This is a genomic window from Chelatococcus reniformis, assembly GCF_014640075.1.
In the GTDB taxonomy this organism is placed as follows: Bacteria; Pseudomonadota; Alphaproteobacteria; order Rhizobiales; family Beijerinckiaceae; genus Camelimonas; species Camelimonas reniformis.
On record NZ_BMGG01000002.1, the window covers coordinates 201,980 to 226,008 of the forward strand.

Sequence of the window (24,029 nt, forward strand, 5' to 3'; positions counted from 1 at the left end):
CTGCTATAGGTTGTGCGGCCGCCGACGACGAGCGGCGCGAGCGAACGCCTGGCTGCCGCCAGACGCGGTCGCGAGGCGAGGTGTTCATGATGGCCGGCGGCATCGCGACCGGGAATGTCGCCGCGCGGATGGGAGAGGCGGAATGGGGCGAGTCCTTGTGACGGGTGCGGCCGGGTTCATCGGATCCCACGTCGTTCGGGGTCTCCTGGAGGGTGGCGAGGACGTCGTCGGCATCGACAATCTGAACGCCTATTATGATCCGGCCCTCAAGTACGATCGGCTGGGGGCCATCCGGGCCACCGCGCAGGGCGAGCGCTTCCAGTTCGTCAAGGCCGACCTGAGCAAGGCGGAGGAGATCATCTCGCTCATCGCCGAGAGCGACATCGATCGGATCGTCCATCTGGGCGCACAGGCGGGCGTGAGGTGGTCGCTGGAAGCACCCTTCGCCTACACGGCGGCGAACGTCACCGGCCATCTCGCCGTGCTCGAGGGCGCGCGTGCGGCGGCGGGGCGCATCAGGCACCTGGTGTATGCCTCGACGAGCTCCGTCTACGGCTCACGCACCGACGGGCCGTTCCGCGAGGGGGACCGGACGGATCATCCCGAATCGCTCTATGCGGCGACCAAGCTTGCGGACGAGCTGATGAGTTCGGTCTATGCCAGGTTGTACGACCTGCCGATCACCGGCCTGCGGTTCTTCACCGTCTACGGTCCCTGGGGCCGGCCGGACATGGCCTACTGGATCTTCACGGAGGCCATGCAGAAACGGGCCCCCATCCGCCTGTTCAACGGCGGCCACATGGAGCGGGACTTCACCTATGTGGACGATGTCGTGGCCGGCGTTCTCGCCGTGCTGGCCTCGCCACCGCAGGCCGCCGCCCATCGGCTCTACAATATCGGCAACAGTCGGCCGGTTCCCCTGCTGGAGATGATCCGCATCCTCGAAGGGCTGGTCGGCGTCGAGGCGGAGAAGATCCTGGAGCCGATGCAGCCCGGGGATGTTCCGGCGACCTTTGCGGACGTGTCGGCGATCGAGCGGGATTTCGGCTGGCGTCCGACCACGGACCTGGCCAGCGGGCTCGCGCGCTTCTTCGAGTGGTGGCAGTGGTACGCCCGCCAGCGCGCCGCGCGGCAAAGCTGAGCGCGGGGGATGGAACGGCGACGGCCCAGGGGCGATCATTGCCCCTTGAGCTGGCCGGTCGGAGGTAACTGGCGGCCGCGTGGGGCCGCCAGCGATGTGGGTCCGCGCGCCTTCAGCTCGCCGGCGCCGAGGTGGACGGCACCGAGGTGGCAGGTGCGCCATCAGCCGGGCTCGCCGCAGGCGCCCCGGTCGCCTCGCGCGCCGCATGTGCGGCGAGCGCGTCGCGCAGGGCGTTTTCCTTGGTGTGGTCGAGCGAGGTCTTCAGCACGACGCCGCCGGTGCCCTTGAGCTCGTCCAGCACCTTGTCGGCCGTCATCTTCTTGATCAGGACGAAGAGGGCCGCGTTGCCGGGCTGGATGCTGGCCGCAAGCTCCTTCATGAACTTGTCGTTGATGCCGAAGTCGCTCAGCACGCCGCCGAGCGCACCGGACGCGGCGCCGATCGCGGCACCGACCACAGGCACCAGGAACAGGGTGCCGATCAGGGTACCCCAGAACGTTCCGGTGAGCGCGCCGGCCGCGGTGGCGTTGAACAGCTGGTTCAGCTTGACGTGGCCTTCCGCCGACTTGGTGGCAATGACGGCGTCGCCGAGCTCGATGAGATACTCTTTCTGCATCTCGAACAGGCGCTTGCGCACGGCCTCGGCCTGGGTCTCGGACGGATAGACGATGACGACGAGGTCAGACATGGATCTCTCTCCCCTGGGCACGGCGCCGGCAACGGCGGTGCGAAGCATGGGCGCCTCGCGCCCCCATCGATAGGCCAGAGCACCACTCACGCGCAACGCACAGCGGCACGGCGACGTCCGGCTCGACGGCCAGCACACGAAAGTCGCGTGACGCCGTCGTGACCGGGCGTGCGACGACGGCCTGCGGGGGTTGCCAAGGGAGCGCGGATCGCAACACTGTGCAGCGGCGGCGGGGGACCGCCAGAGCGAGGTTGTTGTCGATGAGCATCTATCGCCTCGACAAGCTATTCGCCCCGGCGAGCGTCGCGGTGGTCGGCGCGAGCGGCCGCGAAGGCTCGCTCGGCCGCACCGTGCTCGGCAACCTTGAGGCGGGCGGCTTCGCCGGGCCGGTCTATGCGGTCAATCCGAGATTCGCCGATCCCACGCAGCATCTGGCGCGGGACGGGGTCATCTGCGTGCCGGAGCTCGGCGCCATTGCGCCCGCGCCGGAGCTCGTCGTGGTGGTCTCGCCGCCGCCGACGGTCGTCGAGATCGTCACGGCGGCAGGGCAGGCGGGCGCCGCCGCCGCCGTGCTGATGACCGAGGGCCTGGGCGCCGGCGAGGGCTCCATCGCCGAGGCGGCGCGCCGTGAGGCCCGCCGCTATGGGCTGCGCTTGGTGGGCCCCAAGTGCATGGGCGTGATCACGCCGCACGCCCGCCTGCATGCCTCGCTCGGCGCGCGCCTGGCGCGGCCCGGCGATCTGGCCCTGGTCTCGCAGTCCGGTCCGATTGCTGCCGCCATCGTCGAATGGGCCACGCGCCGTCAGATCGGCTTCTCCGGCATCGTGGCGCTGGGCGATCAGGTCGATGTCGATATCGCCGACTGTCTCGACTATTTCGCCGGCGACGAGCACACGCGCGCCCTGCTCATGTATGTGGATACGGTAGCGGACGCCGCGAAGTTCGTGTCGGCCGCCCGCGCCGCGGCGCGCGTCAAGCCCATCGTCGTCATCAAGTCCGGCCGCCATGCCCAGACGGCCGAGCTTGCCGCCACCCACACCGGCGCGCTGGCCGCCGTCGACGCCGTGTATGACGCGGCCTTCCGACGCTCCGGGCTGCTCAGGGTGTTGGACCTCGACGAGTTGTTCGCCGCGGCGGAAACGCTCAGCCGGCAGCGGCCATTCCACGGCCGGCGACTTGCCGTCATGGCGAACGACCACGGCGTCGGGCTTCTCGCCGTCGACCGCCTCGTCGATCTCGGCGGCACACTCGCCGAGCTGTCGGAGGCGACGCGCTCCACCCTGGCAGCGTTGCTGCCCGGCGCCGCCAGCGCCAATCCGGTCGACATCACCGGCTTCACCGATGCGCGGACCAATGCCGCCGTCCTCACGGCGCTGCTCAACGACAAGGGAACCGACGCGCTCCTGGTGGTCAACATTCCGACCGCCTTCTCCGATCCGGTGGCCCTGGCCCGGTCCACCGTCGACGCGGTCGCCGCCCAGCGCCGGGGCCGCGCGCTGCACAAGCCGGTCTTCGTCGTCTGGCTCGGGCAGAACGACGAGGCCGGGCGGATCTTCGATACGGCCGGCATTCCGCACTACGCGACGGAGGCCGAGGCGCTCGCCGGCTTCATGCATCTGGTGCGCTACCGCGAGGGCCAGGCGCTGTTGATGGAGACTCCGGACGCGCTGCCGCGCGACTTCGTGCCGGACACGGGGGCCGCCCAGCGCATCGTGCGTCGGGCGCTCGGTGAGGGCCGCGCGTGGCTCGACATGGCCGAGGCCCAGGACCTGCTCGCCGCCTACGACATCCCGGCGCCGCCGGCGGCGATCGCCTGCACGGCCGATGCCGCGGTGGCCGCGGCCCGTCCGATCCTCGCGGCCGGCGGCACCGTCGCCGTCAAGCTGCTGGCGCCGCAGGTGATGCAGAAGTCCGACGTGGGCGGCGTTCACTTGGACCTCGCCAGCGAGGCGGCGGTGCGGCAGGCCGCCTCTGAGCTGCTCGCCTTTCGGGGCACGCCGGAGGTGCCGGTCGAGGGCGCTGCCGTCATGGTGCAGGCCATGGTGCGCCGGCGCGGTGCCCGAGAGCTGATCGCCGGTCTCGCCGACGACCCGACCTTCGGGCCCGTCGTCGTTTTCGGCCGCGGCGGCACCGCGGCCGAGCTCATCAACGACAAGGCCCTGGCCCTGCCGCCCCTCGACATGAAGCTCGCCGAGACGCTGATCGCGCGCACCCGGGTGGTCCGCATCCTCGGCGCCTTCCGCGATACCGCGGCGGCCGACGAGCACGCCATCCGCCTGGTGCTGGTGAAGCTCTCGCAACTGGCGACCGACCTGCCGGAGGTCCGCGAGCTCGACATCAACCCATTGCTGGCCGACGCCGACGGGGTGATGGCGCTGGACGTGCGGGTGCGCGTGGCCCCAGTCGAGCGGATCCGCTCGGGTACCCGTCATCCGCGCATGGCGATCCGTCCCTACCCGAAGGCCTGGGAGCGCACGATCAGCGGTCGCAGCGGCCGCACATTCTTCGTGCGTCCGGTACGTCCTGAGGACGAAGGACTGTTCATCGATTTCGTGCGGCGCGTCAGCGAGGCCGACGTCCGGTTGCGCTTCTTCGCGCCCATCCGCGATTTCAATCACGCCTTCATGGCGCGCCTGGTGCAGGTCGACTACGCGCGGGCCATCGCCTTCGTCGCCATCGACGGGGACAGCGGCGAGATGGCCGGCGTCGTTCGTCTGCATGCGGATGCCAACCACGAGCGCGGCGAATACGCGGTGCTGATCCGCTCCGACCTCAAGGGCACGGGTCTCGGCTGGGAGCTGATGCACCTGATCATCGACTGGGCCCGCGCGGAGGGCATCCGCGTCGTCGAGGGCCAGGTGCTGCGCGAGAACACGGCCATGCTCGCCATGTGCCGCAAGCTCGGCTTCTCGATCCGGCCCGACGTGACGGACCCCTCGGTCATGATCGTCGAGCTGCCGCTGCGATCCGGCCCCGACGCGGTATCGACGCGGCCGGTGCTCGACCCGGCGGCATCCGGCTGATCGGCCGCGCGCGGCGGCATGATCAGCTGACGAAGAGCGAGATCACGACGGCGTTGATGATATCGATGAAGAACCCGGCGACCAGCGGCACGATGATGAACGCGCGGTGAGCCGGACCGTATTGCTGGGCGACGGCGGTCATATTGGCGATGGCCGTCGCGGTCGAGCCCAGCGTGATGCCGCCGAAGCCGGCCGCGACGACGACGGCTTCGTAGTCCCGCCCCATGGCCGGAAAGACGACGAGCAGGGTGAAGAGGATGGTCATCACGATCTGCAGGGCCAGAACGGTGACGATGAAGGCAAAGACACCGCCGAGCGCCCAGAGCTGCATGCCCATCAGCGCCATGGTCAGAAACAGACCGAGTGACAGATCCGAGATCAGCGACAGCCCGCGGCCCACCCCCGGCCAAAGACGCCGGAGGGCATCTCCCGCGGCCAACGGGGTGAGGTTGCGGATCAGAATGCCGGCCATCAGGCAACTGACGAAGGTCGGCATATTGAACTCGGTCAGCGCGATCAGGGACGCAAGGCCGGTGCCGACGACGACTGTCACGTTGAGGATCAGGATCGCCCACAGCACGCAGAAATAGTCCAACGGCGGCTCGGCTTCGCCATGGGGGGCGCCGATGTCCAGATCCGCGCCGGTCGAGGTGGCGATCCGGTTGCGCCTGATGAGAAAAGCCGCCATGGGGCCGCCGATCACGCACGCGGCGATCAGCCCGACGGTATTGCTGGCGACGCCGAGCTCCATGGCGTTGCCGATGCCGAGCCTCTCCACGAAGGTGGGGACCCAGGCGACGGTGGTGCCGATCCCGCCGGTCAACGCGATGGAGCCCGCCAGCAAGCCGGCTCGGGGGTCGAGGCCGAACAGCGAAGCGACACCCATCCCGGTGACGTTCTGGAAGACCATGAACAGGGTGGCGAGCGCGGTCAGGACGATCAGCGGCCTGCCGCCTTGCAGGAGTGTCCTGACGTCCGACTTCAGGCCGATGCCGGCAAAGAAGAGGAGCAGGAGGAAATCACGAGCGCCAAGCTCGAATTGCACCTTTCGCCCGAAGAGACCGTAGATTGTTCCGACCGCGGCGGCGCAGAGAAAGCCGCCGACGACCGGCTCCGGTATGGAGTATTTGCGCAGCATCGCCACGTTCATGGTCAACGCCTTGCCCACGATCAGCAGGATCACGGCGATATTGAACGAGTGAAATGCGCTGATGGAGATCATCGGAGGAGATCGAGGCTCTGGCTTCGGCTTGCGCCCGACGGAATGCATTCCCATAGACGATCTGCAACTGAAATTGCAGGCACGGCGCCGCGTCGCGACCGCGGGCCGAGGAGGGGGGGGCGGCTGCGGTTGAACGATGGCCGGCGATCGCGACGCGAGCCGGGCGCGACGGCTCGAGACAAGGGCATCCCGGCAGCGCCGGCGGCGAACGCCGGAAGCCCTACGCGGCAGCAGCCGCGACCTTTAAGCTCGTCGCGGTGCGACTGGAATGCGTGGCCATTCATCCAGTGCATAGGGCGAGGGGCGACCTTGGGAGGGGCAGGCCGCTTCCCTTGCCCCTCGGGCGCGCGAGACCCCAAGTCCCTTGGCAATTTTCCTGTAGCAAGGTACCGTAAGAGGAACTTTCGCAGCTTACAGACGGATATTCCGCAGCTGTGAACCAGTGTGAGGGGGCGATATGGCGACTTTTACGGCGCCCGTGTGGGTCTTAATCAATAACAACGATGGCACCTACGAGTTCACCGGTACGAGCGCGAGTACGGCGACGGTCACCGACAACGACGCGGGGAGTGATGAGATCGTCGTCGGTGAGATCGTGACCGTTACGTCGGACGGTAATTCGGCAGACCTGGAGGTGATCGGGACGATACCAGGTGGCATCATTGTCAACGTCTCGGCTGAAAATGGTGTCTATATCGGGACGTCACCTTTACCCGCCGGAACGATATTCACGCCGTCGGATGACCCTTTTGTCGTATGTTTCGCGGAAGGGACGCTGATTGCCACGCCGGGGGGCGAAAAGGCGGTCGAGACGCTCGTTGCGGGTGACCTCGTCCTTACGCTGGATGGGTCGACGCGCTCCGTCCTCTGGATCGGCCGGCAAACCATCGTTCCTCTGTTCGCCGATCCGCTGCGCAGCAGCCCGATCCGGATCGCGGCCGGCGCATTTGAAGAGAATATCCCGACCCGCGACCTGTACGTCTCGCCTGATCACGGACTCATGATCGACGGTGTGCTGATCCAGGCCGGCGCGCTGGTCAACGGCACGTCGATTGTCCGGACGAAACCCGAGGCCGCCTTCACTTACTATCACATTGAGCTCCAAGATCATGCGTTGGTGCTCGCCGAAGGTGCGCCGGCCGAAACCTTCGTCGACAATGTCACACGCCGCCGCTTCGACAATTATGCTGAATACGAAGCGCAATTCGGCCCGTCGTGGGCCCGCATCCCCGAGTTGGCGATGCCGCGGGTGAAGTCGGCCCGGCAGTTGCCGCGCGCTGTCCGCGAAACGCTTGCGGCCCGAGCCGCGGCGCTGGGCTTTGTGAGCGCTGCCGCGGCATAGGTGCCTTGGGCACTCGCTCGGAACCAGAAAGGCCCCGCCGGTCCGCGCCGGCGGGGTCTTTCTGCGCTTTGGGCCACCGCGAGGCTCGGCTGCGCCAGCCCCTAGCGCGATGCCGCTTTCGTTCGCGGGCAACGTGCGGACGGGCCGTGCGTGGCGAGCGCGTTGGCGTTCCCTTCGAGGAGGCGGAGTCGCGCGGGGCGCATGCCTCGTCTTGTGGAGGACGAGAGCGTCGGAAAGCCGCCTCCCCGTGTCTCCCGAGAGGAGGGGCCGGCACCCGGCGCCCGTCATCCCTCCTTGCCCGCTCTCGCGGCGGTCACTAGGTTCCGCCACACCACCGGTTTGATCGGGTGGATGTCGGGCAGCTCGAAAGTCGGGCGGGTGCAGTCCCAACGCTTCATCAAGGGCTTAACTGACGTGTTCGATTCGACGGCGCTGGAGCACACGCTCGACAAGGAGCAATACAAGGAGCTCGTCGGGCCGCTACGGGACGACCTTCTGCGCCTGCAGACCGAGGTCGCCGAACGCAAGTCCCACATGGTCCTGGTGCTGATCAACGGCGCCGACGGCGCCGGCAAGGGCGAGGTGCTCAATCGTCTGTACGAGTGGATGGACGACCATTTCCTCGAAACCCTGAGCTACGACACGCGCGACGAGGATCGCTCCAGGCATCCACCGGCCTGGCGCTATTGGCGCGACATGCCGCCCAAGGGCCGCATCGGCCTGGTCCTGGGCTCCTGGTATCACGAGACGATCCGCGCGCGCCTCACTGGCGCGACGGGACGGGCGGAATTCGAGCAGGCGCTGACCCGCGTCAAGAGCTACGAGACGATGCTGCATGCGGAGGGCGTGCGCTTCGTCAAGCTGTGGCTGCATATCGACGAGAAGGAGGGGCGTCGGCGCCTGAAGCAGGCCCGCGACGAAAGCGGCTTCGGCCGCCCCCTGGTCGAGGAATGGCCCGACGCCGACACCACCAAGGAGCGCAAGGCGCTGACGGCAACCGCCTTCGAGGCGATCGAGATGACCTCGACTGGCAACGCGCCGTGGATCGTCGTCCCGGCGGCGGACGGGCGCTACCGCGACGTCGCCGTCGCCAGGGCCCTGGCCCATGCGCTGGCGCGAGCCCTGGAGGAGCCGGTGTCGGATCCGGCGGGGCCGCCGACGTCGGCCGCCCCGCCGACGCCGGCCGAGACGGTGGCGCTGCCCTATCGCTCCATCCTGTCGACCATCGATCTCAGCCGGACGCTTGATGGGGACGCCTATCACGAGGGGTTGGCGCTGGAGCAGCGGCGCATCTTCGAGCTGACCTCGTCCGACGACTTCAAGGACCGCGGCCTGATCTGCGCCTTCGAGGGCAACGACGCGGCCGGCAAAGGGGGGTGCATCCGCCGCGTGCGTGCCGCCCTCGATCCGCGCGACTTCCGTGTGCACGGCATCGCCGCGCCGACGGACGACGAACGGGCCCGTCCTTATCTCTGGCGCTTCTGGCGCCATATTCCGCGCAAGGGTCGGACCGAGATCTTCGATCGCAGCTGGTACGGCCGCGTGCTGGTCGAACGGGCCGAGGGCCTCTGCTCGGAGGACGATTGGCTGCGGGCCTACGAGGAGATCAACGAGTTCGAGCGCCAGCTCGTCGAGGACGGCTACATCGTCGTCAAGTTCTGGCTCGCCATCAGCCCGGAGGAGCAGCTGAGGCGCTTCCAGGCGCGGGAGGAGACTTCGTTCAAGCGTTTCAAGATCACGCCGGACGATTGGCGCAACCGGGGCAAGTGGGATCTCTACGAGCGAGCGGTGACCGACATGGTTGATCGCACCTCGACCCGGCGTGCGCCGTGGACCCTGATCTCGGCCGAGGACAAGAAGTTCGCCCGCGTCGAGGTGTTGCGCACCGTGGCCGACCGGCTCGAGGAAGCCCTTTGATCCCATCCCGCCGCCGGCGCGTCGCCTTGGCGTCACGCGCCCAGGCGACGGTCGCCGTCCCGCCAGTCGACGGCAGCGCGCCGCGGTGGCATGACGGCGCCGAGAGGCGCCTGCGCATCAGGGGAGTTCGTTCATGACCGCCAGCCCGACTGCCCGGCACCTGCGACGCTGGTCCCTGCCGACCGAGGAGGGCTTGGGCCTCGCGCGCATCCAATCGGCGAGCGGGCTCCGGGCGGCGCTGCTGCCCAACGGCGCCCTGTTCGCGCTCGAGCATGAGGGCGCTGCGGGGCGCATCATGATCAACCAGATTCTGGGCTCGCCGCTCGATGGCCCGATCGGGCGCATCCTGCTGCGCCTCGGCCACGACGGCGGCTCACCGATCGAGATCGTCGGCCCGGCCGCCACGGTCGAGGTCGGTACCGCCGGCAACGCGATCGCCTGGGCGGGGGAGACGGCAGGCGTGCGCCACCGCGTGGTCCTGAGCCTGGGGGAGGCCGAGGCCCTCTGGCTCTGGCGCGTCGAACTCGCCAATGCCGGAACCGAACCCATCAGCCTGGACGTTCTGCTGTTGCAGGATCTCGGCCTCGGCGACCGTGGCTTCTTGATGAACAACGAGGCCTACGCCTCGCAGTATATCGACCATTGCATCGAGCAGCACCCGTCGTTCGGCCCGGTGATCCTCAACCGGCAGAACCTCGACCAGGGCGGCCGCCATCCGTGGGTGGCGCACGGCTGCCTCGGCGGGGCCGTGGCCTACGCCACCGACGCGGCGCAGGTGTTCGGGCCGGGCTACCGGGATGCGGCGGCGGTCGCGCTGCCCGCCGGCGCGGCGCTGCCCAGCGCGCGCCTGCAGCGCGAGGTCGCCTGCCCGGCGCTGCAATCGGCGCCGTTGACGCTGGCACCAGGGGCGGGGGGCTCCGTCACCTTTTTCGGCCTCTTCGTGCCGGACCACCCGGGGGCCTCCGGGCCAGGCGATCTCGCGACGATCGACGCTGCGCTCGCGACGCGGCCCCCCGCCGCGCCCGCCATCGCCATGGCCCCGGCCGCCCGCAGCATCGTCCAGGGCGTTGCCCCACTCGCCACCGGCCCGCTCCCGGCAACCGCAATCGAGGCTCTCTATCCCGAGCGCACGGCGGAGGAGATCGTCGACGGTCGCCTGCTCTCGTTCTTCGTCCGCGACGGCAGCCTCAACCGCCACGTGGTGCTCCAGGCCAAGGAAGAGCTGGTGGAGCGACGCCACGGGCTGATCCTGCGCACCGGCCGGGGCGTCCTGCCCGACGACGACATTCTCTGCGCTACCTGCTGGATGCACGGCGTCTTCGCCGCCCAGCTGACGCTCGGCAACACCTCCTTCCACAAGCTGTTCTCGGTCTCGCGCGACCCGTTCAACATCACCCGCTCCAGCGGGCTGCGGATCTATGTCGACCAGGGCGCGGGCTGGCGGTTGCTCGCCGTGCCGTCCGCCTTCGAGATGAGCCTGAGCGCCTGCCGCTGGATCTACGAGACCGAAGCGGGCCGCATCACCATCGACGCCTTCGCCGCCGTCGACGGGCCGGGCATGCGCTGGCGCATCGAGGCCGACGTGGCCTGCCGCTTCCTGCTGGTCGGCGCCCTGGTGATGGGCGAGCGCGATCTCGGGCAGACGGCCGAGATCACCTTCGACATCGCGGCGGGCCGCATCGGTTTCCGGCCAGATTCGGGCTCGCTCTGGGGCAATCATTATCCGCACGCCGCCTACGTGCTGGCCGTCGATGCGCCGGAAGCCGTCGCGGCGATGGGAGCGACCGATCTGCTGTTCGGGCGTGCCGGCGATTTCGAGGCACCGTTCGTCGCGGTCGAGACGCAGCCGGTGACGGCCTTCGCCTTCGCCATTACCGGCGACCTGAGCGACGCGGCGGCCGCCGACGCGGCGGCCGATCTGTTCACCGGCGGCTTCGATGAGGCGGCCGCGCAGGCCGCGGCCGCCGGCCATTGGTCGCGCTTCACCGGCGCCGCCGGTCTCGCGGGCGCGCCGGTCTACGACGATCTCGGGCTCGTCCTGCCCTGGCTGGTGCAGGATGCCATCGTCCATGTGTCGGTGCCGCACGGGCTGGAGCAATACACGGGTGCCGCCTGGGGCACGCGCGACGTCTGCCAGGGCCCGATCGAGATGCTGCTGGCGCTCGGCCACGATGCTGCCGCGCGAGCCGTCATGCTCAAGGTGTTCGCCGAGCAATACGAGGGCCGGGGGGACTGGTCGCAGTGGTTCATGCTGCCGCCCTATTCCTTCATCCGCGATCGCTCCAGCCACGGCGACGTCATCGTCTGGCCGCTCAAGATGGTCTGCGACTACATCGAGGCCACCGGCGACGTGGCCTGCCTCGACGAGGCGGTGCCCTGGCGGCGCTACGACGACGCGGCCGCGAGCGAGCCGACCGACACGCTGGCCGGCCATATCGACGTGCTGCTGGCCACGGTGAAGGCGCGCTTCCTGCCCGGCACGCACCTGATCCGCCTGGGCGAGGGCGATTGGAACGACTCGCTGCAGCCGGCCGACGCGGCGCTCAAGGAGCACATGGTGTCGAGCTGGACGGTGGCGCTCCTGTTCCAGCAGGTGAGCCGCTACGCCGCCATCCTCGATGGCCTGGGCGACCCCAAGGCCGCCGGGCTCGCCGCCATGGCCGAGACCATGCGGCGCGAATTCAACGAACTCCTGATGCGCGACGGGGTCGTCGCCGGATATGGCATCTTCGGCGCTCCGGGGACCGCGCCACGGCTCATCCTGCATCCCAGCGACGATCACACCGGCGTGCGCTATTCGCTGCTCCCCATGGTGCGCGCCATCGCCGCGGGGCTGTTCACGCCCGAGCAGACCGAAGGCCATCTCGACCTCATCGCGGCACACCTCACGTTCCCGGACGGCGTGCGCCTCATGGACAAGCCGCTGCCCTACCACGGCGGGCTGGAGACCATCTTCCGCCGGGCAGAATCCTCGGCCTATTTCGGCCGTGAGATCGGCCTCATGTACACCCATGCCCACCTGCAATTCGGCCAGGCGCTCGCCGCGCTCGTGGAGGCCGGCGTCCCCGGCAGCCCCTTGGCCGAACAGGCGGCGGCCTCGCTCCTGAGGGCGCTGGCCCAGGTCAATCCGGTGGGGGTCACCGACGTGGTACCGAACGCGTCGCTGCGCCAGCGCAACACCTATTTCAGCAGCAGCGACGCGGCCTTCCGCGACCGGGCTCAGGCGAGCGCCGAGTGGTTCCGCGTCAAGGACGGCTCGGTCGCCGCCGACGGCGGCTGGCGCATCTATTCGAGCGGCCCGGGCCTCTACCTCAACCTCCTGATCGGCGATCTGCTCGGCCTGCGCCGCCGCAACGGCGCATGGCAGACCGTGCCGCGCCCGATGGCGCTCGCCGGCGCCGAGGTCGCCATGGTGGTGGAGGGCACGCCGCGTCAGTGGCGGGTGGGGTAGAGCGTTTTCGAGCGAAGTGGACGTCGGTTCGCGTGAAGAAAACGCGACAAATCAAATAGATAGAGCATTTCGGCGATTCGAAGAAACGCGGAAATGCTCTGTAGGGCCGGGGCGGGCTGCGGCCCTCGGGTCGGAGTGGTCGCTTTCGCGCGGATCGAAGCGCAGCGTACCCCCTATGGGCCGATCACCTTTTGCGAGACGGCCGCCACGGTTCGCTCCGCGTAGCTCCGGGCCGTGCCCGGATCCGAGGCGAGGCATCGGACCGTCAGCAGGTCGCCGTCGCGAAGCACGACCGCGGTGGACGCGGCCGTGGACCCGATCGCGTAGCTGCTGATCCAGCCGACGGCGGGCGAGACCTCCAGCCGCGCCAACCTGCACGACGGGTTCTTCCCCCGGCACAGCTGTTCCAGCCGGGCGATCGGCGTCTGACCCGAGCGCACGCGCTGTTCCGTGCCGTCGTTCTGGCGGCCGATCTGGATGTCGACGACCGGGTGCCCCTTGCAGCCTGGACAGCTCAGCGTCACGCGCCTGGCATCGGCCCTGTGACTGAAGCCGGCTCCAAGCGCGGTACGGACGTCGGTCGCGACGGCCGACAGATTCCGCACGGCAAAGCCCTCGGCATGGACTGCGGTGGCTGCGAAGGCTGCAACGCTCGCGATCAGCAGGCGCATCCGCTGTCTCCCGCCTCGCGCAACATCGTCGGGGCGACCCGCCGGCCGTGTGCTCTTCTATTGAGAGGGCTTCCAGGGCTCAAGCGACGCAACCCTCCGCAGTGTCGATGTGGCATTACCGGTCGCGGGCCACTCCGGCGGCCGATCGTCCGGATGGGCGCAGGCATGGTCGAATGGCGGCCGGAGTATGTATTTTCGGTTGAGCCGCATGAGATAGACGGGCCGACGCGCCACTCGGCTCGCCCGCTCCGGCAACACCGGCTTCCTCAGCCGACCGGCACCTCGACGCGCGCCCGCAACTGGCCCTCCGGCGCCGCCGAGGGGCCGACGACGACCTCCAGCCGGCTGGGACTCACGTAGGGCTCGTCGCCGCAGCAGCCCGTGAGGGCCCGCCGGCTGGTGCGGAAGGTGACCGTGGTCGACGCGCCCGCCGGCACCTCCACCCCGGCGAAATCCCTGAGCGCCAGCAGAGGCCTGGCTGTCCCTTGCACGCGCACGTGGGCGAACACGAGCACCGTCTCGCGCGCCGGGCGGGCGCCGTCGTTGCTGACGCCGACCTCGACCTCGACCGGATCATCCGGCGACCGGCCATGGGCGGCGACGCTGAGCCCGTGGTAGCGCACGCGTCCGTAGGAGAGGCCGTGACCGAACGGGAACTGCGGTTCGATCGCAAGGTCCGCATAGCCCACGGTGTAGCGGTTGCCGGCCTCGTGCGGCCGGCCGGTGGCGGGGTGGGCATAGTGCACCGGGATCTGGCCGACCGCCCGCGGCCAGGCCACAGGCAGCTTGCCGCTGGGACCGGCAGCGCCGGAAAGCAGGTCGGCCACCGCGTGGCCAGCCTCGCTGCCGAGGAACCAGGTGGCGAGCACGGCGCACGGCGCGGCGAACAGGGCCGGGGCCACCAGAGGGCGACCGGACGACAGCAACACCACCGTCGGCGTGCCGGTGGCGAGCACGGCGTCCAGCAAGGCCTGTTGGCCTGCGGGCAGCGACGGGTCGGCGCGGGCCGCCGCCTCCCCGCTCATGGCCGCGGTCTCCCCCAGGCACAGAATGACGGCCTGGGCGCCGCGGGCGGCTTCCACAGCCTCCGCCTCGAGCCGCGCCCGGTCGCCGACGCCGACGATCTCGACCTCAGCGTCTGGCCAGGCCGCGAGGATACCCTCGGCGAAGGTTACGACGGCGGACGGATCGCCGGTGCCCGCCCAAGGCCCGAGCATATCGGGCTTGGAGACGGCGAGGGGGCCGACGACGGCGATGCGGCGAAGGTCGGCCTGCAGCGGCAGCAAATCGCCCGGATTGGTCAGCAGCACGGCAGACCGGCGCGCCGCCTCGCGTGCGATCTGCCGGCGGCGGTCGATGTCGTCGGCGGAGGAGGGCGGGCAGGGGCGGGTGGGATCGTCGAACAGCCCAAGCCGCTCCTTCAGGCGCAGGATCCGCAGCACCGCCTCGTCCAGGTCCTCCATGGCAGCGGAGCCTTGGCTCAGCGCCCCGGGCAATCCCGACACGTAGAGGCCGGAGACCATGTCGATGTCGTTGCCGCTGGCGAGCGCCAGGGCAGCCGCCTCCGGCCCGGTCTCGGCGGCGCCGTGGGCGATCAGTTCGGCGACGGCGTTGTAGTCGCTGACGGTGATGCCCTCGAAGCCCCAACGATCACGCAATTCGCCCCGCAGCAGCGCCAGGTGGGCGGTCATCGGGATGCCGGCGACCGAGATGAACGCCGGCATCACGGCGGCGACGCCGGCTTCCACGGCGGCTCGGAACGGTGGCAGGTAGACGGTGCGCATGGCCGCGTCGGAAATGTCGGCGGCGTCGTAGTCACGGCCACCGGCGACGGCGCCATAGCCTGCGAAGTGCTTAGCCGTCGCGGCCAGAGTCCGAGGATCGCCGAGATCGCTTCCCTGGTAGCCGCGCACCTTGGCGCGGGCGACGCGCTCGGTGACCAGCGGGTCCTCGCCGCAGCTCTCGCTGATGCGGCCCCAGCGCGGATCGTGGGACACGTCGAGCATCGGCGCGAAGGTCAGGGCAATGGCGTCCTCCGCCGCTTCGCGCGCCGCCTCGACCGCCGTCTGCCGCCAGACCTCGTCGTCGAAGCTCGCCGCTTCCGCCAGCGGGATGGGGAATACCGTGCGGTGGCCGTGCAGCACATCGAGGCCGAAGATCAGGGGGATGCCCAGCCGCGTCGTCTCGGTCGCAATCCTTTGTAGCGCCCGGGCGTCGTCACCCCAGATGTTGAGGACGCTGCCGACGCCGCCGCGGTCGAGGCCCTCGAGCCCATCCGGCGCGCCGGCCGGCCCGGTTATCACCGCGTCGGCGCTTACCATATTGAGCTGCCCTATCTTCTCTTCGACGGTCATGGCCGCGAGCAGCGCACGCGGCCGGTCTGCGGGCCGGTCGGACGCGGCGGGAGGGAACCGGGAGAAGAAGGACGCGAGTTTGGACACACGAGGCTCCGGCGGCTCTGGACAGATGACGATGGCCCCACGCATGAATGCGTTCGAGCCCGGAGTCTATCGCGCCTGCCCGGATCGGGCGAACCTTCGGGGGCCCGACCGGATCGGCCCGGAAGGCGATTTGAGTGTTGGAGGGAGACTGCGGTTGGCATGCCAAGGCGCGAAGGCCGGGATCGGTATGAAGATAGAGCTCCCTGACGGCGGTGGCGCCGCGCCCGCGGGCGCGCTGGCGGCCCGGTGCGTCCAGCGGATGAGGGTGGGATGAGCGGCGCAAGCGGGCCCGAGGGCGCCGACCACGATTATTCGAACCGGCGGATGGCCGCCGACGTCAACATGCTGCTGCGCGCGGCCATCGCCTCGCCGGAGCGCAATCAGCTCGGGTTGCTGCTGGCCGGCGTCGTCATCGTCGTCGCCGGCGTCGCCTACATGCAGATCGTGCTGAACGCCTGGAACCAGCCGTTCTACGACGCCCTGTCGGCCCGCAACTTCTCGGCTTTCATGCGTCAGCTCGGCGTCTTCGCGATCATCGCCAGCGTCCTGCTGTGCCTGGTCGTGGCACAGACCTGGTTGCAGGAGATGCTCAAGCTGGTGCTGCGCAAGCAGGCGACCCGCGACCTCTTGGACCAGTGGCTGGCCCCGGGCCGGGCCTTCCGCATCAGCCGGGCCGGCAACATCGGCGTCAACCCGGACCAGCGCCTGGCCGAGGATACGCGCCATCTCACCGAGCTCTCGGCCCAGCTCGCCATCGGCCTGTTCCAGTCGACGCTGCTCCTGATCAGCTTCGTCGGCGTGCTGTGGGGACTGTCGAAGAGCGTGGTGTTCTCCTACAAGGGCACCGAATTCGCGATCCCGGGCTATATGGTGTGGTCGGCGCTGTTCTACGCCGGCACCGCGTCCTGGCTGAGCTGGCTGTTCGGCCGCCGCCTGATCGCCTACAACGGCCAGCGCTACGCGCGCGAGGCGGACCTGCGTGTCGCCATGGTGCGCGTCAATCAGCACGTGGACGCGGTGGCCCTCTACGGCGGCGAGGCGGATGAGCGCCGCCGGCTCGATGCGCCGCTCAACAATGTGCTCGGGGCCATGCGGCGCCTGGTCTCCGCGCTGGCGCGGCTTACCTGGGTGACATCGGGCTACGGCTGGTTCGCGCTGGTGGCGCCGATCATCGTCGCCGCACCCGCCTATTTCAGCGGCAAGCTCACCTTCGGCGCGCTGATGATGGCGGTCGGAGCATTCAACCAGGTGCAGCAGGCGCTGCGCTGGTTCGTGGACAACTTCGCCGTCATTGCCGACTGGCAGGCGACGCTGTTCCGCGTCGTGTCGTTCCGCCAGGCGCTGCTGCGCATGGACGAGGCGCCCCCGACCAAGGGCGAGGAACAGATCCTGCGCGAGCTCAGCGGCAACGACACCCTGTCGTTCTCCGACCTTCAGATCGACTGTAACAGTCATCGCGCCGCGTTGAACAAGCCCGAGATCACCCTGCGCCCGGGCGACCACGTGCTCATCGCCGGCGAGCAGGGGGTCGGCAAGACCAGCCTGTTCCGCGCCATCGCCGGTCTCTGGGAGATTGGCCGCGGCACTATCCGCCTGCCGCCGCGCAGCGAGATCATGTTCATGCCGACGCTGCCCTACCTGCCGCCGGGCACGCTGCGCGAAACGCTGCTCTACCTTGCGCAGGAGCCGGCCCACGACGACAAGCTGAGGGCCGCGCTACTGCGCGTGAAGCTCGACCACCTCGCCGCCAACCTCGACCGCTACGGCGAATGGGACCGTGAGCTGCCGCACGACGAGCAGCAGCGCCTCGCCTTCGCCCGCGCGCTCATCCAGAAGCCGCGTTGGATCATCATCGACGAGGCGATCGAGCAGATCGACATCCGCTATCGCAACGACGTGGTCTCGATGTTCGAGGACGAGCTGAACGATTCCGCCATCGTCAACATCACCACCCACGCCGAGCACCAGGACTTCTACGATCGCAAGTACCGGCTGGACCGGGTGAGGGAGGAGGCGGAGGAGCCGGCGGCGGTCGCCTGAGCGGCAATCGCGCGGGTGGGTGGCGCGGGTGCCCGGACCGCCGGCTGACATCGCGCCGGCCGACGCCCACGGGGCGGACGATCGCCGCTCAGCTCGCCGTCTGTTCCAGCGCGGGATAATCATTGTAGCCCGTCTCGTCGGGCGTGTAGATCGTCTTGGCATTGACGGGGTTGAGCGGCGCGCCGTGGCGGAAGCGCTCGACGAGGTCGGGATTGGCGATGTAGAGCCGGCCGAAGGCGGCTGCGTCCGCTTCGCCGCGAACGATAGCCTGCTCCGCGGTCTCCTTCGTAAGGCCTTCGTTGACGATGAATGCGCCTTTGAACAGGTGCCGCACGAGCGGGCCGATCTGCTGCTCGCCGCGGTCGAGCTCCTCACGGGCGAAGATGAAGGCGAGGCGACGCGCGTTGAGCTGCTCGGCGACGTAGGAGAACAGGGCGCGGGGATCGGAGTCGTGCATCGAATGCGAGCTCGACATCAGGTTCAGGTGGACGCCGATCCGGTCCGCCGGCCAGACCGTCAGCAGCGCGTCGATTGCTTCGAGGAGGAAGCGCGCCCGGTTCTCGGGTGCGCCACCGTAGCGATCGGTCCGCTTGTTCGATCCGTCGTGCAGGAACTGGTCGAAGAGGTAGCCGTTGGCCGCATGCAACTCGACGCCGTCGAAGCCGGCGCGCAGCGCGTGGACCGCTCCGACGCGGAAGTCCTCGACGATAGCGGGGATCTCCTCCGTTTCCAGGGCGCGCGGCACGGTATAGGGCCGCTGGGGCCGCAGCACGCTGACGTGACCGTCGAGCGCGATGGGGCTGGGAGCCACGGGCGGCTTGCCGTCATGAAAGATCGGATCCGACACACGCCCCACATGCCAGAGTTGCGACACGATCCGTCCGCCAGCAGCGTGGACGGCGGCGGTGACCTCCGACCAGCCGCTCACCTGCCGGTCGGACCACAGGCCCGGCGTGTTCGGATAGCCGACACCTTGCGGGCTGACGGAGGTGGCCTCCGCCAGGATGAGACCGGCACCTGCCCGCTGGACATAGTGCTTCACGGTCATCGGGCCGGGGCTGCGCTCGTCGAAGGCGCGCATCCGGGTCAACGGCGCCATGACGATGCGGTTGGGCAAGCTCAAAGCGCCGATCTGGACCGGGTCGAACAGCGTGGGCATCGATCTACCTTTTTGCGGGAGGATGGTCTTTTCGCGGGGAGTGGTCCGGGGTCACGGCGATCCGCGGCCGGCCGGCTGATCTGTTGGGGGATGCGGCCGCGCCGTCGCGCGCAGCTGCCTCGGCCTGCGGCGCATGCAGGTTCCCCCACGCGATGAACGCGTCCAGGACGGCCTGGAAATCGCGCCCGGACGCGGTCAGCACGTATTCGCGCCGCTGCGGATGATCCCGGCACTCACGGCGCTCCAACAGGCCCTGCGCGACCAGCCAGTTGAGGCGCCGCGTCAGCGTGTTGGAGCCGATCCCGAGGCTCTTCTGAAACTCGTCGAAGCGCGTCCTGCCGCGCCGGGCATCGCGCAGGATCAAGATGCTCCACCACTCGCCCACCTTTTCCAGGCTGCGAGCGATCGGGCAGGACATCGATTGGAAGCTCTTGCGCTGCATCGCATTGCATCCGGCGGCAGACCTAACTTCCATGATGGAAGTTACGAGTCAATCGCTTCCACGATGGAAGTGACCTGCACCGGCGAAGACCGCGCATCTTCGGGGCAATGGCTCGCGGTCACTCGAGCGCACAGGCGACGCGGAAGCCGGTGTAGATGAAACGGTGGCCGGCCGGCAGGCTGCTTCGGTAGGCGCTGCGAAGGTACTTGGGCGCGCTGCCCCATGAGCCGCCGCGGACCATGCGGCGGCGGCCGTCGCCATTGTCGCGCGCGCGGCCGTCGCCGGGATTGCCGGCGTTGGTGTCGCTCCAGCCATCGGCGCACCACTGCCAGACGTTGCCGTGCACGTTGTAAAGCCCCCACGGGTTGGGCGCGAAGGCGTCCGCCGCGACCGTGCCGGGCTCGCGGCTGTCGCGATAGGCCGCCGTTGCCGGCGAGATCGCCGGCCCCCACCAGAAAGCGGTCGTGGTGCCGGCGCGGGCGGCGTATTCCCACTCCGTCTCGCTGGGCAGCCGATAGGGCCGCCCGGTGTGCGCCGCGAGCCAGCCCACATAGGCCATGGCGTCGTGCCAATTCACGGCCACCACCGGGTGATCGTCGCCCTGCGGGTAGCCCGGGGCCGCCCAGGTGGCGTGCGGATCGACCTCCCAGCCATCGTCGACCCAGCGGCGCGCGCCCGGCTCGACGGCGTAGCCTGTACTCTCAACGAACACAGCGAACTCGCCGCGGGTCACCGCAAGCCGGCCGATGGCGAAGCGGCGGGCGATGGCGATCTCGATCGGCGGGCTCTCCGTGCCCGCCTTCCAAGGTTCGCGCTCGGGCTCGTCGGGCGGCGAGCCCAAAGTGAAGCGACCGGCCGGCAAGACCACCATCTGGGGACAGTGCGCGGCGTCCTGGTACCAGCCGGTCCGGCCACCGCCGGGCGGCGGATGGTGTCGGCTCGTGTGCATCATCTACTGGTTGGTGAGCACGGCGGTCGCACCGGCCCCGAACATGCCGCCGACGCCGTGCACCACCGAGATTTGCGCGTCGGGCACCTGGGCCGCCGCGGTGCCGCGCAGTTGCCGCACACCCTCTTGCAGCGCGTACATGCCGTAGCGGCCCGAATGCATGTAGCAGAGGCCGCCGCCGTTGGTGTTGGTCGGCAGCTCGCCGCCGGGCGCCGTATGTCCTTCGGCGATGAAGGCCCCGGCCTCGCCGGGCCGAACGAAGCCCAGGTCCTCCAGGCCGTAGATCGGCAGGTGGGCGAAGGCGTCGTAGATCATCAAATGATCGACGTCGCGATGGCCGATGCCGGCCCGCTCGAAGGCGCGGCTGGCCGATACACGGAAGGCCTTGCTCGACGTGAAGTCCTCCATCTGGCTGATCATCGGCATCTCGAGCGCCTCCGCGCTGCCCAGCAGGTAGACCGGTCGGCCGGGCGCGTCCTTGGCGCGATCCGCCGAGGTCACGACGAGCGCGCCGCCGCCGTCGGTGACAAGGCAGCACATCAGCTTGCGGAAGGGGTAGCAGACCATGCGCGAGCTCAGCACGCCGTCCACGTCGATGGGGTCGCGCAGGGTGGCGCGGGGATTGAGCGCTGCCCATTGCCGCTGCACCACGTGCACCATGGCGAGTTGCTCCTCGGTCAGCCCGTAGGTCTGCATGAAGCGAAGCACCGGGATCGTGAACAGGCTCGGCGGCCCCCACACGCCGTAGGGCAGCTCGAACTGCCGGTGCATGTCCGTCCATTTCATGTCGAGCGGCCCGACGCCGACCTGCGAACGCCCGCTCTCGCCATGGGTGATGAGCACCGTGGTGCACAGCCCCGCAGCGATCGCGGCCGCGGCGTGGCTCAGGTGCATGATGTAGGAGCAGCCGCCCACGTCGGTGCCGTCGACCCATACGGGGGTGATGCCCAGGTGCTTGGCCACGAGCCAGGGCATCTCCTCGGCGCAGGCGATGCCGTCGATGTCGGCCGGGGTGAGGCCCGCGTCCGCGATGGCGTTCAGCGCCGCGTCGCAGTGCAATTGCAGCTGCGACATGGTCGGCACGGTACCCATGAGCGTGGTCTCGGCGGCGCCGACGATGGCTGCGCGATGCTTGCTCATGGCCGCGCTCCGGCCGGCCGGAACTGCGGCAGCCAGATCGTCTCGCTGATCTGACGGAAGGTCGCCTCGAGCGGCATGTCGAGCCGCAGCGCCTCCGGCGTCTGCGGGCAGTCGACGATGTTGCTCATCAGGCGCGGCCCTTCCTCAAGCTCCACCACGGCGATAGCATAGGGGGCCTTGTAGCCGGGAACGTCGCGATGGCTGATCGTGTAGCTGTGCAGCTGGCCGCGGCCGCTCGCCTTGAACACCGACACGGTGCGGCTGGCGCAGGCCGGGCAGAACGGCCGTGGCGGGAAATAGACCGCGCGGCAAGAGTCGCAGCGCTGCAGCAGCAGCTCGCCGCGTGCGGTCCCGTCCCAGAAGTGTTTGGTTTCCGGTGTGGGCACCGGTACCTCTCGTCCGTCCATGTCAACTCCATCGGGGATAGGCAAGCCTCGGCCGTTCGCCCGCACGGGTGGGCGCGGCCGGTTTCGTCAGCATCGGAAGGGCGGCCCGGGGGCGCGCAGACGCGGCCTCGTGGCCCGGGTCAGGGATTGGGCGGCTTATCCGGTTCGGGGGTGAGCGCCGGCGCTTTGGCCGCCGGCGTTTCTGCCAGGGCGCGCACGATCTTGAGATACGTGCGCAGGACCCACTTCGGCACGTCGCCGCGGTTGCTGTAGTGCTCGTAGATCAGCGTGCGCGCCGCGATCAGGATCAGCGCCAGCACCTCGAGCTCGCGCGCACTGAAGTCCGCGAACTCGCCGTTCGCCTTGTTGGCCCGTAGCGAGTCCGCGTAATGGCCGAGCACGTTGCCCATGTGCTGCTGGTATGCGTCGGGGGCGAACACCTGTGCCTCGGTGAACACCCGCAGCGTCGACGGATGGGCCTTGGCGTAGTCGAAGTAGGCGCGCGTGCCGCGCTCCTCCACCTCCACGGCGGAGCTGGCGCCGCGGATCTCCTGGCCCAAGCTGCCGAGCATGCGGCCGCCCACCTCGGGCAGCAGCTTGTCGAACAGCTCCTGCCGGCTCTCGAAGTATTGGTAGAAGGTGCCGAGGGCGAGGCCGGCGCGGGCGGTGACGCGCGCGATATTGGCGCCCCCGTAGCCATCCTCGCCGACGATCTCGGCGGCGGCGTTGATGAGGGCATCCCAGTTCTGGCGCGCCCGCTCCTCGCGGCTCACGCGTTGGCGGCGGGGCTTCTGAATGGGCTGGGCAGGGATGGCGGCGTCCTCTCGGGTTCGCGTCTTGTCGGTTCGGTGTCGTCAGCTTCGAGTCTTGGCGATGATATCGGGCAGCGCCCGGGCGACGATCTGCTTCATGATCTCGTTGGTGCCGCCGGCGATGCGCTGCACGCGGGCATCAGCATAGGCGCGGGCGATCGGGGTGTCCCAGACGAAGCCGTAGCCGCCGTAGAGCTGGAGACAGCCGTCGACGACGCGCCCTTGCAGGTCCGTGCACCAGTATTTGGCCATCGCGGCGGTCACCGGATCGAGTTCGTCGCAGGTCACCAGCGCCAGGCAATGGTCCACGAAGACGCGCCCCACCTTGGTTTCGGTGGCGAGCTCGGCCAGCCGGAACTGGGTGACCTGGAAGTCGGCCACGGCCTTGCCGAAGACGCGGCGATCGGTGGCGTAGGCGTGGGCATCGTCGATCGCCTTCTCGCAGACCGCGAGCCCCAGGATCGCCATCTGCATGCGCTCCCAGGCGAGCTCCTTCATCAGGTAGCCGAAGCCCTTGCCCTCCTCGCCGAGCAGGTTGTCCGCCGGTACCCGCAGGTCGTCGAAATACAGCTCGGCCGTATCCTGCGCCCGCAAGCCCAACTTTTTCAGCAGCTTGCCGCGCCGAAACCCCGGCCGGTCGGTCTCCACTAGGACGAGGGAGATGCCCTTGGCGCCGGCCGCCGGAGCGGTCTTGCAGACCAGAATGATGAGGTCGGCGTTCCAGCCGTTGGAAATGAACGTCTTGGAGCCGTTGATGACGAAGTCGCCGCCGTCCCGGACCGCCGTCGTGCGGATGGCCTGCAGGTCCGAGCCGGCGCCAGGCTCGCTCATGGCGATGCCCAGGATGGCTTCGCCGCTGGCCAGGCGCGGCAGCCACTGGCGCTTTTGCGCCTCCGTGCCATAGGCAAGGATATAGGGCGCGGCGATATCCGAATGGACCCAGAAGCCCGGACCACTGTCACCGGCGCGGCCCTGCTCCTCCAGCATCACGGCGGGATAGAGTCGATCGGCTCCGGCGCCGCCGTAGGCCTCGGGGATCGCCATGCAGAGAAAACCGAGCTCGCCGGCCTTGCGCCAGACCCCGCGGTCCACATAGCCCTGCTCCTCGAACCGGTCGCGGTGGGGGGTGACGTGCTCCGCATAGAAGCGGCGGACGGAGTCGCGGAAGGTCTGGTGCTCCTCGCGGAAGATCGGCCGTGCCATGT

17 protein-coding genes are annotated in these 24,029 nt (G+C 69.2%); 6 read left to right on the top strand and 11 right to left on the bottom strand.

Annotated features, from left to right (window positions below; all coding sequences use genetic code 11):
- The first annotated feature begins 142 nt into the window (after positions 1–142).
- Positions 143–1,141, top strand: coding sequence for an NAD-dependent epimerase/dehydratase family protein (locus IEW34_RS05520; RefSeq protein WP_188608160.1), 999 nt, complete (start codon positions 143–145; stop codon positions 1,139–1,141).
- A gap of 112 nt (positions 1,142–1,253) precedes the next feature.
- On the opposite strand, the gene IEW34_RS05525 is transcribed toward IEW34_RS05520, so the two are convergent.
- On the bottom strand, positions 1,254–1,829 hold the full coding sequence (locus tag IEW34_RS05525) for a DUF1269 domain-containing protein (protein WP_188608161.1): 576 nt from the start codon (positions 1,827–1,829) through the stop codon (positions 1,254–1,256).
- Positions 1,830–2,089: 260 nt separating this feature from the next.
- On the opposite strand from IEW34_RS05525, the gene IEW34_RS05530 reads away from it, so the two are divergent.
- Positions 2,090–4,852, top strand: a complete 2,763-nt coding sequence (locus IEW34_RS05530) for a bifunctional acetate--CoA ligase family protein/GNAT family N-acetyltransferase (RefSeq protein ID WP_188608162.1) — start codon at positions 2,090–2,092, stop codon at positions 4,850–4,852.
- A gap of 22 nt (positions 4,853–4,874) precedes the next feature.
- Here the strand turns inward: IEW34_RS05530 and gltS are convergent, their stop codons facing one another.
- Complete coding sequence (gene gltS / locus IEW34_RS05535) at positions 4,875–6,074, bottom strand: sodium/glutamate symporter (RefSeq protein ID WP_188608163.1); 1,200 nt, start codon at positions 6,072–6,074, stop codon at positions 4,875–4,877.
- Positions 6,075–6,531: 457 nt separating this feature from the next.
- On the opposite strand from gltS, the gene IEW34_RS05540 reads away from it, so the two are divergent.
- The 3 genes from IEW34_RS05540 to IEW34_RS05550 all read left to right on the top strand — a co-directional run bounded on the left by IEW34_RS05540 (position 6,532) and on the right by IEW34_RS05550 (position 12,784).
- Positions 6,532–7,416 carry a Hint domain-containing protein gene (locus IEW34_RS05540; RefSeq protein ID WP_188608164.1) on the top strand — a complete coding sequence of 295 codons (885 nt, stop codon included), beginning with the start codon at positions 6,532–6,534 and terminating at the stop codon, positions 7,414–7,416.
- A gap of 351 nt (positions 7,417–7,767) precedes the next feature.
- Positions 7,768–9,333, top strand: a complete 1,566-nt coding sequence (gene pap, locus IEW34_RS05545) for a polyphosphate:AMP phosphotransferase (RefSeq protein WP_244641807.1) — start codon at positions 7,768–7,770, stop codon at positions 9,331–9,333.
- 133 nt (positions 9,334–9,466) lie between these two features.
- The gene (locus tag IEW34_RS05550; RefSeq protein ID WP_244641809.1) at positions 9,467–12,784 is read left to right on the top strand and encodes a cellobiose phosphorylase; all 3,318 of its coding nucleotides are present in this window, start codon (positions 9,467–9,469) and stop codon (positions 12,782–12,784) included.
- Positions 12,785–12,957: 173 nt separating this feature from the next.
- On the opposite strand, the gene IEW34_RS05555 is transcribed toward IEW34_RS05550, so the two are convergent.
- Together IEW34_RS05555 and IEW34_RS05560 are read right to left on the bottom strand one after the other, a co-directional pair.
- Entirely contained in the window at positions 12,958–13,455 is a 498-nt protein-coding gene (locus tag IEW34_RS05555) for a hypothetical protein (RefSeq protein WP_188608165.1), read from the bottom strand.
- 266 nt (positions 13,456–13,721) lie between these two features.
- Positions 13,722–15,809: a glycoside hydrolase family 3 N-terminal domain-containing protein gene (locus IEW34_RS05560; RefSeq protein WP_280516266.1), complete on the bottom strand. Its 2,088-nt coding sequence runs from the start codon at positions 15,807–15,809 to the stop codon at positions 13,722–13,724.
- Positions 15,810–16,166: 357 nt separating this feature from the next.
- On the opposite strand from IEW34_RS05560, the gene IEW34_RS05565 reads away from it, so the two are divergent.
- Entirely contained in the window at positions 16,167–17,936 is a 1,770-nt protein-coding gene (locus IEW34_RS05565) for an ABC transporter ATP-binding protein/permease (RefSeq protein ID WP_188608167.1), read from the top strand.
- 88 nt (positions 17,937–18,024) lie between these two features.
- On the opposite strand, the gene IEW34_RS05570 is transcribed toward IEW34_RS05565, so the two are convergent.
- From IEW34_RS05570 to IEW34_RS05600, 7 genes are all read right to left on the bottom strand, one after another.
- Positions 18,025–19,095, bottom strand: coding sequence for an alkene reductase (locus tag IEW34_RS05570; protein WP_188608168.1), 1,071 nt, complete (start codon positions 19,093–19,095; stop codon positions 18,025–18,027).
- A 4-nt stretch (positions 19,096–19,099) separates the two neighbouring features.
- Entirely contained in the window at positions 19,100–19,537 is a 438-nt protein-coding gene (locus IEW34_RS05575; RefSeq protein ID WP_188608169.1) for a winged helix-turn-helix transcriptional regulator, read from the bottom strand.
- A 118-nt stretch (positions 19,538–19,655) separates the two neighbouring features.
- Positions 19,656–20,486 carry a formylglycine-generating enzyme family protein gene (locus tag IEW34_RS05580; protein WP_188608170.1) on the bottom strand — a complete coding sequence of 277 codons (831 nt, stop codon included), beginning with the start codon at positions 20,484–20,486 and terminating at the stop codon, positions 19,656–19,658.
- Between the two features lie 3 nt (positions 20,487–20,489).
- Positions 20,490–21,626: a thiolase C-terminal domain-containing protein gene (locus tag IEW34_RS05585; protein ID WP_188608171.1), complete on the bottom strand. Its 1,137-nt coding sequence runs from the start codon at positions 21,624–21,626 to the stop codon at positions 20,490–20,492.
- Positions 21,623–22,033, bottom strand: coding sequence for a Zn-ribbon domain-containing OB-fold protein (locus IEW34_RS05590; RefSeq protein WP_188608172.1), 411 nt, complete (start codon positions 22,031–22,033; stop codon positions 21,623–21,625). The genes IEW34_RS05585 and IEW34_RS05590 overlap by 4 nt, the downstream gene beginning before the upstream one ends.
- A 119-nt stretch (positions 22,034–22,152) precedes the next feature.
- Positions 22,153–22,785: a TetR/AcrR family transcriptional regulator gene (locus IEW34_RS05595; protein ID WP_188608173.1), complete on the bottom strand. Its 633-nt coding sequence runs from the start codon at positions 22,783–22,785 to the stop codon at positions 22,153–22,155.
- An 81-nt stretch (positions 22,786–22,866) separates the two neighbouring features.
- Positions 22,867–24,027 carry an acyl-CoA dehydrogenase family protein gene (locus IEW34_RS05600; protein WP_188608174.1) on the bottom strand — a complete coding sequence of 387 codons (1,161 nt, stop codon included), beginning with the start codon at positions 24,025–24,027 and terminating at the stop codon, positions 22,867–22,869.
- Positions 24,028–24,029 lie beyond the last annotated feature (2 nt).